Below are 12,120 nucleotides of genomic sequence, written 5' to 3'. Positions count from 1 at the left end.
AGGGGAGGGCAGGTGGATGGGCGTGAAGAAGATCCTGGTGATCGATGATGTCGAGGAAAACACCGATATCATCAAGACCAAGCTGAGTTTTGCCGGCTATGAGGTGTCGGTTGCGACCGACGGCGAAACCGGCATCGAACAGGCTCGCCGGATCGTTCCCGACCTGATTCTGTGCGATATCATGCTGCCGCGCATGGACGGCTGGGACGTGCTTTCGACCCTGCACCTGGACGAACGAACCGCCCGGATCCCCATTATTTTCATGACCGCCTACACGACGATCCAATTCGCCGGCGAGAAACGCCGCGCCCTCGAAAAAGGCGCGGTCGATTTTCTCAAAAAACCGTTCGACCTGTCCGAAATGCTCGAGAAAGTCCGGCGCCAGATCGGCGACGCGTCGGCGTGACGGTCCGGCTGGTTTGACACGCCGCCCGTTCGGGCGGTATTTCGCATAAATAACAGTTCGGTCGGCGGATGGGAGAACCATGAAACGGTTGTTGATCACCGGTGGCTGCGGGTTTATCGGCACGAATTTCGTCCGCTGGGCGTTGGCCAATCAGCCCGATTGGGAAATCGTCAACCTCGACGCGCTGACCTACGCCGGCAACCTGGCCAACCTGGCCGACCTGGAGGGCCGGTCGCGCTACCGTTTCATCAAGGGCGACATCACCCGGGCCGCCGACGTCGACCGGGCCATGGCGGGCTGCCAGGTCGTGGTGCACATGGCGGCCGAAAGCCACGTCGACCGTTCCATCACGGGCCCGGCCGTGTTCGTCCAGACCAACGTCGTCGGGACGCAGGTGCTGCTGGACGCCGCGCGCCGGCAGGGGGTCGAGCGGTTCGTACAGGTCAGCACCGACGAGGTCTACGGCGACCTGGGCCCGACCGGCCGCTTCACCGAAACCAGCCCGCTCAAGCCGTCCAGCCCTTATTCGGCGAGCAAGACGGCGGCCGACCTGCTGGCCCTGGCCTACCACCGCACCTACGGGATGCCGGTGCTCGTCACCCGCTGCTCGAACAACTACGGCCCCTACCAGTTTCCCGAAAAGCTGATTCCGCTCTTCGTGACCAACGCCATGGCCGACAAGCCGCTGCCGCTCTACGGCGACGGCTTGAACGTGCGCGACTGGATCCACGTCGAGGACCACGTGCGCGCCGTGTGGGTAGTGGCGACCAACGGCCGGCCCGGCGAGGTTTACAACATCGGCGGCAACCACGAGCTGGCCAACGTGACCATCACCCAGCTGGTGCTGGAACTGCTGGGCAAGCCCGAATCGCTGATCACCCACGTTACCGACCGTCCGGGACACGACCGCCGCTACGCGATCGACCCGGCGAAAATCGGCCGCGAGCTGGGTTGGCGGCCCACGATCGAATTCCGCGACGGCCTCGCCGAAACCATCCGCTGGTACCGCGACCACGAATCCTGGTGGCAGGAGATCAAAAGCGGCGCCTACCGCGACTACTACCAAAAGATGTACGGCGCGCGGCTGGACGAAGCGGGCAAATAATGCGGCGTGTTTGACAAACCGGCTCGCGCGCGACAACCTGGAATCAACGCTCAAAATAAAGCGACGGGGTGATCCAATGCGCTTATCCATCGGCCTGGCGATTCTCGGGTCGTTGCTGCTGCTGGCCACGGCCGCGGCGGTCGCCGCCGAGCCGACCGTCGAGGAAATCATCGCCAAAAGCGACGACCTGATGCGCGGCGACACCAGTTTTTCCGAATTGACGATGAAGATCGTTACGCCGCACTTCGAGCGCGAGGTGCGGATGAAGGCCTGGACGCAAGGGCGCGACAAGGCGTTCATCCAGGTGTTGGCCCCGGCGAAGGACGCCGGCGTCACCTTTCTGAAACTGGGCCGCGAGATGTGGAACTACCTGCCCAACGTCGAGCGCACGGTGAAGATTCCGCCCTCGATGATGTCGCAAAGCTGGATGGGCTCGGATTTCAGCAACAACGACCTGGCGCGCTCGGATACGATGATCGTCGATTACACCCATCGCATCGCCGGCGAGGAAAACGTCGGCGGCGACCTTTGCTGGAAGATCGAATCGACCGCCAAACCCGACGCTCCGGTGGTGCACGACCGCATCGTGAGCTGGGTGGCGAAGGGCACCTACGTGGTGCGCCGGGCGCAGTATTTCGACGAGGACAACCGGGTGGCCCGCGAAATGACCGTCGACCAGATCGTCGCTGTCGGCGGGCGGAAAATCGGCAGCCACATGGTCATGACCAACGCCAAGAAGCCCGGCAATAAGACCGAAATGTGGTTTGCCAAGATGCAGTTCGACCTGAAAATTCCGCCCGACACCTTCACCCAGCGCAACCTGACCCGCGGGGTGCGCTGACGTGCGCCTGCTGCTGGCCATGGCCTGGCGCAACCTGGGCCGCAACCGGCGGCGCACCGCCATCAATCTGTGTGCGATCGCCTTCGCCACGATGACGATGATCTTCATGACCGGCATGCAGGCCGGTTCCTACGACCAGATGATCGACAGCTCCGTCCGCATGCAGACCGGGCACCTGCAGGTGCAGGCCGCCGGCTACCTCGAGAACGAGGACATCAACCTGACCGTTGACGCCCCCGAGCGCGTTTACGCGGCGCTCGACGCCCAGCCGGGCGTGGTCGGCGCGGTGGCCCGGATCACCACGGGCATGCTGGTGGCCAAGGGCGATTCGTCCTTCGTGGCGGTTGTCATCGGCACCGACGCCGCGCGCGAACGGCAGGTCTCGACCTGGCCCCGGCTGGTGCGGCAGGGCGAGTTCATCACGGACGCCGACCGCGACGGCGTGCTGATCGGCGAAAAGCTGGCGACGAACCTGGCGGCCGGCCTCGGCGACGAGCTGGTCCTGCTCGGTCAGGCGATCGACGGCTCCATCGCCGCCGCGAAGGTGCGGGTGCGCGGCGTCATCCGCACCGGCCTGCCGGAACTGGACCGCATGGCGGTGATCATGAATCTGGCGCCGCTGCAAAGCATGATGGCGATGGAGGGGCGGGTCAGCGTCGTGGCGGTGCTGCTCGACAGCCACCGGCGGGTGGAGCCGCTCAAAGCGGCCCTCGCACCGCGAATCGCCGCGCTTTCGCCGGACCTGCGGGTGCTGGATTGGAAACAGGTGGCGCCGGGGCTGGATCAGGGCATCCAACTCGACAGCGTATCCGGCAAGGTCATGGTGTTTCTGCTGCTTTTGGTCGTGGCGTTCGGCATTCTCAACACCTTTTTGATGAGCGCCTTCGAACGCTTCCGCGAATTCGGCGTGATGATGGCCATCGGGGTGAAGCCGCGCGCCTGCGGCCTGCTGCTGCTGCTCGAAAGCCAGTTGCTGACGGCGGCGGGGTTTCTGATCGGCCTGCTGATCGGCGGGGCGCTGACGCTCTACTTCGCCCGGGCCGGCATCCCGATCAAGGGCGCCGAGGAGTACATGGCGCAGTACGGCCTGTCCAGTTCGATGTACCCGGTGCTGACGGCCGGGATCGTGGGATTCGTCTTGTTGCAGGTCTGGCTGGTGACCACCGCGGTCGCCGGTTATCCGGCGTGGAAAATCACGCGCTTCCGGCCGCTGGAAGCGCTGCGGCACTTGTAGAAAGGCGACGATGCTCTGGCGGACGGCCTGGCGCAATCTGTGGCGGAACAAACGGCGGACGCTCATCCTCGTGGCCGCGATCGTCGTCGGCCTGCTGGGCGTGCTGTTCTACATTTCGTTCGTCAACGCCTGGTGGACGCAGACGGTCGACAACGCGGTTTCGATCACCACCGGCTACGTGCAGATCCAGGCGCCGGGCTACTATCAGAATCCGCAGGTGAAGACGAACCTGCCGCAGGACGATCGGCTGGAACGCGAATTGTGGCGGCTGCCGGGCGTTGCCGCCGTCGCCGCCCGCCTGAAATCCTACGTGCTGGTCGCCAACGCCGAGAAATCCGAAATGGCGATGCTGATCGGCACCGAGCCGGACGGCGAAAAGGACGTGTCGATGATTCCGCGCTCCGTCCGCGAGGGCCAATGGCTGCGCGCGGGCGAGTCGGGCAAGATCGTCATCGGCGCCGAACTGGCCCGCCGCTTCAAGACCAAGCTCGGCCGGCGGCTGGTGGTGCGCGGCACCGCGCCGTCGGGCGAGGTGGTCGACGCGGTGTTTCGCGTGGCCGGCATTTTCGACACCGGCCTGGCGGATTTCGACCGCGCCACGTGCTACGTCACGCTGGCCGACGCGCAGCGCTATTTCAACCTCGAGGGGCGGGTCACCGAATACGTGCTCGCCGCCGTGGACCCCGACGGCAGCGTGAAGGTGAAAACCGCCGCGCAAGCGGTGACGCCGGCGGCCGGGTACGTGGTGACCACCTGGATGGATCAGCAGCCGCTGGTCGTCGCCCTGATCGAGATGTCCCGCTCGCTGATGTGGATTTTCAACCTCTTCTTTTTCACGGCGATGGCTTTCGGGGTGGCCAACACCATGCTCATGTCGGTGTTCGAGCGCACCCGCGAAATCGGCATGATGCTGGCGCTCGGCGTCCGGCGCCGGACCGTCGTGGGCGTGATCGTGCTCGAGGCGCTGTTCCTGGCGCTGCTCGGCTGCGGGCTGGGCAACGGCATCGGCCTGTTGGTGGTCGGCTATTACGAACAGCACGGCATCGACCTGACGTCCTTCGTCGAAGGCATGAGTTACATGGGCATGCGCGGGGTGCTCAATCCGTCGCTCACCGCGAGCGATCTGTTCATCGCCAGCCTGGCCACGTTGTCGGTCGCGGTGCTGGTGGCGCTTTACCCGGCCTGGAAAGCCAGCCGTTTGCGGCCGACCCAGGCGCTGCGGCAAGTTTAGCGAGGTGTGACGATGGCGATTGTCGAATGCCGGGAACTGACCAAAACCTACCTGGTCGGCAAGGTCCAGGTGCCCGCCCTGCGCGGCGTGGATCTGCTCATCGAGGCCGGCGATTTCGCCGCCATCGCCGGGCCGTCGGGCTCGGGCAAGACCACGCTGCTCAACGTCGTCGGCGCGCTCGACGTGCCAACCTCCGGCCGGGTGACGGTCATCGGGAAGGATTTGGCGGGGCTGAACGCCGGGGCGCTGTCGGAACTGCGCCGGCGGCACATCGGGTTCATCTTCCAATCCTACAATCTGATTCCGGTGTTGTCGGCGGTGGAGAACGTCGAGTTCATCCTGATGGTGCAAGGCGTCGCCAGGCGGGAACGCCGCCGCCGCGCGTTGGAAATTCTGGCCAAGGTGGGCTTGGGCGAACTGGCGGACCGGCGCCCCAACGAATTGTCCGGCGGCCAGCAGCAGCGCGTCGCGGTCGCGCGGGCGATCGTCAGCCGGCCCGAGTTGATCCTGGCCGACGAACCGACCGCCAACCTCGACAGCAAAACGGCCGACGAACTGATCGACCTGATGTGGCGCCTCAACCGAGACGAGGGCATGACCTTCGTGTTTTCCAGCCACGATCGCCAGGTACTCGAACGCAGCCGGCGCCTGTTGATTCTGCACGACGGCCGGATCGTCGAGGACAAGCGGCAAAATGATTAAACGCGGACTGGGCCTGTTTCTGCTGGCGGTGCTCTGGCCCGTGGCGGCGACGGCCTTTTCCGACCTGCCGGCGGGACCGCTGACCTGGCGGCTGGGCGGCTATTTCAAATCGTTCGCCGCCATGACCCAGGGCGCCGGCGCCTACGAGGCCGCCGGCCTGACCGAACGCGAGACTTTCTGGAACGACGCCTCGCGTTTTCGCGCGCGGTCGTCGCTCTTTTTGGGCGAGACGCTGGAACTGGGCGTGAATTACGAACTCTTCGGCCTGGTCGGCGACGATCAGCGGTTGCGCCGCCGGGGCGAGGAAAAATACGGCGGCAATCCGTTCGGCGAACAAATACTCGCGCAATTGTTTCCGGTGGTGACGACGCCCGAACTGCTGGGGCTCGAACACTCGATCGACGAAACCGACGACTACCGGCTGAGCCATCGCCTCGATCGGCTTTACCTGAAATTGCACGCCGGGCCGTGGGATTTCACCCTGGGCCGCGCCGCGCTGACCTGGGGCCCCGGCCGGATTTGGAATCCGACCGACTACCTGGCCTCGTTCTCGCCGACCGAAATCGACAAGGAAGAAAAAATCGGGGTCGACCTGGCGCACGCGCGCGTCGCGGTGACCGACGCCGTGACGGTCGAGGCTTTCGCGGCGCCGGTGCGGCAAGGCGACGATCGCGTCGACGGCGAACACAGCGCGGCGGCCGGGCGGGTCGCCTGGCGGCTGCTCGCAGCCGAGTGGGCGTTTTCGGGCGGCTGGCTGTACGACCGCGCCAAGGCGGGCTTCGAGGTCGATGGCCAGCTTTTCGATGCCGGCTGGCGCGGCGCGATCACCCGCACGACGGTGGCAGGCGTTCCCGGCAAGGTCTATTACCAGGCGATCGCCAATGCCGATTACGCTTGGGGTGTGGCCTGGAATCCGTATCTCGCGGGCGAATACTTTTACAACGGATTCGGGCGCGACGATCCCGACGAATACGCCGATTTGGCGACAGAGCCGGCCTTTCAACGCGCCGCCGCGCGCGGCGAACTGTACAACGTCGGCCGGCATTACCTCGGGGTGATTTTCACCGTGCAGCCGCACGCCCTGGTGACCGTGGGCAATACCGCCATCGTCAACCTGACCGACGGCAGCGGGTACGAAGGGCCGGTCGTCACCTGGTCGGTTCTGCGCGACCTCGATTGGCTGTTCGGCGCGCAATTGACCTTCGGCCGCGTTCCGAGCGAATACGGCGGCCAAATAAATCCCTTCGGCGGCGAGGAGCTGACCGTGCCCGAGTCGTACTACAGCTACCTGAAGTACTATTTCTAAACCAAGAGACTCATCCGCAGATTACGCAGATTGAAAGACAAGAAGAAGGAAATCGGGATTTTTTGGTTTCTCTCCATCCTTTTTCCGGATGAACTAATTTATTCTTCTTATTCGCGTTCATTCGCGTTTATTCGTGGTTCCAATCCTGTTCTTTCTTTATCAAACGGCGTTGGGGTGCCACGGTCTTCGATCCTTCAGGATCGATGGCCGTGCTCTTCGCGAATCCGGGTTCAAGACCGTGGCACCCAGGCGGATTGAAAGACAAGAAGAAGAAGAGAACCGGAATTTACTGGATTCTATCTGTGCAATCTGTGTCGTCGGTGGATCATTCCCCTGAAATGATTCCCGATACGATATGACGGGTCCGGTGAGGAAATGGTAGCGAGTGAAGCCTAGTGCACGACGCCCTTGTCCTCGTCTTCTTCCTTGGTGCAGCGGCGGTCGACGAGGTAATTGGACCCTTCCATCTGCTTGACCTTCTTTTTGACTTCGTTGGCGGCCGTGGAGTACTGGCCGTAGTGGGTGAAGTTATGGTTGGTCGACAGGACGGCGGCGATGCTGATGCTGATGAGCGGGAAGCGGCGCGGCGTGCCCTGGCGGTCCACCGATTCGATGTAGCCGCGCGCCCGGTCCTCGTCGTCGTAGAACATCGAGGCCAGCATGTCGAAATTGGTGATGATTTGCTGGCAGACCGCGTCGAGGTGGGTCGGGTTGACGATCAGCACGAAGTCGTCGCCACCGATGTGGCCGACGAAACTTTGCGCCTCGGGGAAGATGCGCACCGTGTTGACCAGCACGCGCGCCGACATGCGGATGACCTCGTCGCCCCGCGTGAAACCGTAGCGGTCGTTGAAGGGCTTAAAGCTGTCGATGTCCAGGTGCGCGAAGGCGAACGGTTTGTTGTCCTCGATGTGCCGCTGCACCGCCTGGACGATGGAAAAATTGCCCGGCAGTCGCGACAGCGGGTTGGCGTCGAGGTAGCGGCCGGCCTTGTCGATCGCCAGGTGGAGGCGCAGTTGCAGTTCGCTCAGGTCCACCGGCAGAAAGGTGAAATCGTCGAGCGGCAGGGACTCGAACGAGGTTTCCGGCCCGATTTGGGAGGGATCGCAAAGCCCGAGGACGTGGATGTGCGCGAAGACGGTGTCGTTCTTCAACATGCGCAGGAAGGGTTTCCAGCGCTCGCTTTCGATCGCCATGATGATCAGATCGGGGGTGTCGTTGTAGATTTGCGAGAGGGCGCGATTGGTGTCGAGCATCAGGTAGCCGAGGTGGTCCTCGGCGTTGATCATGTTGACGATCTGCTGCCCGCGCTCCTCGTCGGTGTCCAGCACCATGATTCGTTTGCGCATTCTTGTCGACACCACGGATCCTTTTCGGTCAAACGCCCAGCGCGACCAGCTCCGCTTCCAAAACGTCGGTCACTTCCGCGAGAAATTGATGCGTGACGGCCAGATTTTTCGTGACGGCCTCGGGCATCGGCTCGACCAAGGCGAGGGGTTCGGTGCCGTAACCGAGCGCCTTGACCAGGTTGTCGGCCAGGAACAGCACCGCCGTCGGCACGGGCGCGTTCGGCGCCTGATCAGGGTTGTGGTGAAACGCCATCGGAGTGCTGAGTCGTTGCGGCAAATGCCATTTTTCGCAGAGCCACGAGGCGACGTCGGCGTGGTTGAACCCGAGCATGGTCTGCTCGGCCATCACGATGGGCCGGTTGCGTTTTTCGGCGGCGTGCTTCACCTGGCCGTAGATGTCCGGTTCCATCAGCAGGAAGACGACCTTGCCGATATCGTGCAACAGGCCGGCCATGGAGATTTCCTCGGCGTTTTCGATTTTCAGCCGGTTGCAGATGAGGCCGCAGGCCTTGGAGACGCCGAGCGAGTGGCGCCACAGGGGCTGCCACTTGTCGAACATGATGTCGAAAACGCTGGCGGAAAGGATCAAGCCTTTGACGACGTCGTAACCCAGCAACACCAGCGCGTGGGTAATCGTTGAAATCCGGCCCGGAAAACCGTAGAAGGCGCTGTTGACCAGCTTGAGGATTTTCACCGAAAGCAATTGGTCCTTGCTGATCAGATCACCGATCTGGTTCATCGAGATTTTCGGATCCTTCACCAGTTCGTTGAACTTATCGAGAATCCCGGGAAACGCCGGCAGATTTTGCAGCGCATTGACTTTGGCGCGAAATACTTTTTCGTCGATCATCATTTTTATTTGACTCGCTGATCCACACGTTGTTGCAAGATGGTTTTCAGGTCGGCCCAAAGCTCCGACGGTCCTGCAACCGCAAATCGCTTTTCGATGGTTTCTTTCATCTTGGCCGCTTGTTGCTTGTCCACGCTGTCGTCTGTTTCAACCCACAGGAAGGTGATCCCCATGTTTTCGAATCGCAACAAGAGCCGTTCGTTGACTTCCGAACCGGGCCCGGCCAGGTTCATGCCTTTTTCGTTGACTACCGCCTGCGCCAGAACCATTCCCGGTTCGGCTTCTTTCAAACTGATCTTACGCAAGCCCCAACTCCTTGTCCCACATCCACGCCACAATGGCAGGTCAGACTCGACGGCAGAGTCGATTATTCGCCCGGATTTCTTTTTTCACCGTTCATATTGGTGAAAAAGCAATCGTTTGGCAATGCCGAATACCGTCGACCCTGCTACTTTTGCCACAAATGGCCGAGAAAAGCCACTCGTATTTTTCCCGCGGTCCTGCCCTGGCGAAAACCGGCATCTTTTCATGGTAATAACCATTTTTTTGACCGCGAGCCGCGAATAATCGGCGGCGCGGCGGAACGCGGCGCTTGCAGGCGACCGGCCGTTCTGGTAGACAGAAGCGAAAATTTCCGTGTTTTCGACGGCTGTTGAACCGAGTCGGACCGCGACGGGTCGAACTACCGGTCGCGATACAAGGATAAATACCGAGATGGCGCATCGTGTATTGGGCATCGATATCGGCCAAACGGAAATCAAGGCCGTATTGGTAGAGGCTTCGTGGCGCACCTACGCCGTGCTCGGCGCCTACCTGGAGCCCGTGCCGTCCGCCGAGGAAGTGGCCCATCGCCTGCCGCCCGCCGCGCCCGAACCAGCACCCGCGACCGAGAAGGCAACGGAACCGCCGGCCGAAACGGCGCCGGAAAACGAGCCCGTCGCGCCGGCCGGGGAGGAAACGCCGCCACCCTGGGTATTTGCCCTGGCCGATCTGCTGAAAAAACACCAACTGGAATTCAACGAAGTCACTTGTTCGCTGCCCGGAACGCGGGCGACGACGCGTATTTTGACCCTGCCCTTCGAGAATCGCCGCCGGATCGAGCAGATTCTACCTTTCGAACTGGAAAACCAGGTGCCCTTCGACCTGGATGAAATGCATTTGTCGTTCGAAGTGCTCGGCAAGGATCCGGACGGCGGTTTTCGCGTCCTCGTGGCGCTGACTCCCAAGCCGGAAGTCGCAATGTTTTTGCGGCATGTCTCCCAGGCCGGCGTCGATCCGCGGCTCCTCGACCTGTCGCCTTACGGGCTGTTTGCCGCGGCGCGCCAGGCGTTGCCGCAGGAAATGGGCGCCTATGCGGTGCTCGATCTGGGGTCGAATCACGCCGACGTGGTCATCATGAACGAGGGACAACTCGCCGACCTGCGCTCGATCCCGGTGGGCGGCGAGGTGTTCGACCGGGCGGTCGCCGAAACCTTACGCCTCGATCCGGTGCGCGCCGAAGCGGTCAAGCGCGAAAAAGCCAGCCTGAACGCCAACGATGTCCTGGGCCAGGCCTTGCGCGGCGCCGCCGTTCCGTTTTTCATCCGCCTGCGGCAGACCCTGCAGGGCATTCGCTCCGAAAAGGGAATCGTCGTGACGCGCCTGTATCTGACGGGGCGCGGCGGTTTTCTCGACGGTCTGGCCGCGGCGCTGGCCGAGGAACTCGCCGTCGAGGTCGATTGGTTGGCGCCGTTTCCGGCCGAAACGCCGGCCTTCGCCGGTCCGCCCGATCGGCTGCAACAAGCCCGCTTCGGCCGGGCGCTCGCCCTGGCCTCACGCGGTTACGATCCCTTGCGGAAAGTGGCGCTCAACCTGCGCCACGGGCCGTTCATTTACCGCCGCCAGCAGTTGGCCATCAAATCGTCGCTGCGCTCCATCGCGATCATCGGCGGCATCATCGTCTTGCTGCTCGCCTACAACATCATCGCCGGCCACATGCAGAAGCGGCGCCAGCTCCAACAGGTGCAGGATCAAATCGTCCAGCTTTACATGAAGGCGTTTCCCGGCGGCGCGCCGCCGTTGCAGCCGCTCGATCAGTTCCGCAGCCAGATCGGCAAGACGATGGCCAAGTACCACGCGGTCGGCTTTTTCGGCGACGACAACCTGCGGGCGATCGAAATTCTGAAGGGGCTGAGCGAATTGATTCCGCCGAACATCGTGGTGGACATCAAGAAATTCGACCTGACCACCGAAAGCCTCAAGCTCGAGGGCGAAGTGGGTTCGTTCCCCGACGTGGACGCGCTGGAAGAAGCGTTGAAAAAGTTGCCGGCCTTCAAACAGGTGAAAAAGGAATCGAGCACGACCGTTTCGGAAAAAGTGAAATTCCGGTTCCTGATCACCTTGCAGGAGAAAAAACCCAAAACCACCGGCGGCGCCCCGGCGCCGCAGGGAACCCCCAAGCCCCCGGCGGCCCCGGCGGGTGAAGCGAAGCCGTCATGAACCTGAATCTCGACGATCGGCAAAAACGCATTCTGATGATTTCCGGCGCCGGCGTAGCCGTCCTGCTGCTGTTGTGGACGATCGTCCTGCCGAAACTCGGCATCGGGGGGCTGGATTCCAAAATCGCCGCCAAGCAGCGTGACCTGCGCGAAATGATGCGCCTCTATCAAGATTTTGAAAAAGTGAAAAAAGACGTCAACGCGATCGAGGGCGGCATCAACCGCAACAAAAACCTGTCGCTGCTTTCCGAACTATCGACCATCGCCGAAAAAATCAACATCAAGCAGGGCATCGAATCGATGGTCTCCAAGGCCAAGCCGAAGAGCGAGTTCTACAAGGAAGAATCGGTCGAGATGCGCCTGCAGAAGATCAAGCTCGACGAACTGGCCAACCTGCTTTACGACATCGAGTATTCGAGCAAGGTTTTGCGGGTCCGCAAACTGCACATCGAGGCCCGCTTCGACGACCCGACCCTGTTGAACGCGGTGCTGGAAGTTTCGACCTTCAAAAACCTCGACGAATAACGCGCCTCACCTTCGGTTGCCAGACGGCGAATTTTTCATAGAATCAGCAAGACGTTTGTTTCACCGGGTCTTTAAACCTCGGATCACTTTCACC

At 62.2% G+C, this 12,120-nt stretch carries 12 protein-coding genes; 9 read left to right on the top strand and 3 right to left on the bottom strand.

All coding sequences use genetic code 11. The features are described 5' to 3' along the window. Positions 1-16: 16 nt before the first annotated feature. The 7 genes from GX444_13490 (at position 17) to GX444_13460 (ending at position 6,825) form a co-directional block, all read left to right on the top strand. Positions 17-406: a response regulator gene (locus tag GX444_13490; GenBank protein ID NLH49595.1), complete on the top strand. Its 390-nt coding sequence runs from the start codon at positions 17-19 to the stop codon at positions 404-406. Positions 407-485: 79 nt separating this feature from the next. Beyond that, entirely contained in the window at positions 486-1,511 is a 1,026-nt protein-coding gene (gene rfbB / locus GX444_13485) for a dTDP-glucose 4,6-dehydratase (GenBank protein NLH49594.1), read from the top strand. 76 nt (positions 1,512-1,587) lie between these two features. Then, positions 1,588-2,352 carry an outer membrane lipoprotein-sorting protein gene (locus tag GX444_13480; protein NLH49593.1) on the top strand — a complete coding sequence of 255 codons (765 nt, stop codon included), beginning with the start codon at positions 1,588-1,590 and terminating at the stop codon, positions 2,350-2,352. 1 nt (position 2,353) lies between these two features. Continuing rightward, the gene (locus GX444_13475; GenBank protein ID NLH49592.1) at positions 2,354-3,586 is read left to right on the top strand and encodes an ABC transporter permease; all 1,233 of its coding nucleotides are present in this window, start codon (positions 2,354-2,356) and stop codon (positions 3,584-3,586) included. 10 nt (positions 3,587-3,596) lie between these two features. Then, positions 3,597-4,817 carry an ABC transporter permease gene (locus GX444_13470; protein ID NLH49591.1) on the top strand — a complete coding sequence of 407 codons (1,221 nt, stop codon included), beginning with the start codon at positions 3,597-3,599 and terminating at the stop codon, positions 4,815-4,817. Between the two features lie 12 nt (positions 4,818-4,829). After that, positions 4,830-5,519, top strand: coding sequence for an ABC transporter ATP-binding protein (locus tag GX444_13465; GenBank protein NLH49590.1), 690 nt, complete (start codon positions 4,830-4,832; stop codon positions 5,517-5,519). Next, the gene (locus GX444_13460) at positions 5,512-6,825 is read left to right on the top strand and encodes a hypothetical protein (protein NLH49589.1); all 1,314 of its coding nucleotides are present in this window, start codon (positions 5,512-5,514) and stop codon (positions 6,823-6,825) included. Before GX444_13465 ends, GX444_13460 begins: the two co-directional genes overlap by 8 nt. 392 nt (positions 6,826-7,217) lie before the next feature. On the opposite strand, the gene GX444_13455 is transcribed toward GX444_13460, so the two are convergent. Genes GX444_13455 through GX444_13445 form a run of 3 tightly spaced genes read right to left on the bottom strand, consistent with a single transcriptional unit; the run spans position 7,218 to position 9,329 of the window. Then, positions 7,218-8,174: a diguanylate cyclase gene (locus GX444_13455; protein ID NLH49588.1), complete on the bottom strand. Its 957-nt coding sequence runs from the start codon at positions 8,172-8,174 to the stop codon at positions 7,218-7,220. 28 nt (positions 8,175-8,202) lie between these two features. Continuing rightward, on the bottom strand, positions 8,203-9,027 hold the full coding sequence (locus tag GX444_13450; GenBank protein NLH49587.1) for an HDOD domain-containing protein: 825 nt from the start codon (positions 9,025-9,027) through the stop codon (positions 8,203-8,205). Positions 9,028-9,029: 2 nt separating this feature from the next. Further along, positions 9,030-9,329 (bottom strand): hypothetical protein, encoded by a 300-nt coding sequence (locus tag GX444_13445; protein NLH49586.1) that lies wholly within the window; start codon positions 9,327-9,329, stop codon positions 9,030-9,032. A gap of 409 nt (positions 9,330-9,738) precedes the next feature. Here GX444_13445 and GX444_13440 point away from each other — a divergent pair, with 409 nt between their 5' ends. Continuing rightward, a complete protein-coding gene (locus tag GX444_13440) occupies positions 9,739-11,502 on the top strand; it encodes a pilus assembly protein PilM (protein NLH49585.1) in 1,764 nt (587 codons plus the stop codon). Further along, a complete protein-coding gene (locus GX444_13435) occupies positions 11,499-12,026 on the top strand; it encodes a type II secretion system protein M (GenBank protein ID NLH49584.1) in 528 nt (175 codons plus the stop codon). Before GX444_13440 ends, GX444_13435 begins: the two co-directional genes overlap by 4 nt. The last annotated feature ends 94 nt before the right edge of the window (positions 12,027-12,120 follow it).

The sequence above is a fragment of the Myxococcales bacterium genome (genome assembly GCA_012517325.1).
Taxonomy (GTDB): Bacteria; Lernaellota; Lernaellaia; order Lernaellales; family Lernaellaceae; genus JAAYVF01.
Note: the sequence above shows the minus strand (reverse complement) of the source record. Positions and strands in the feature narration are given on the sequence as shown.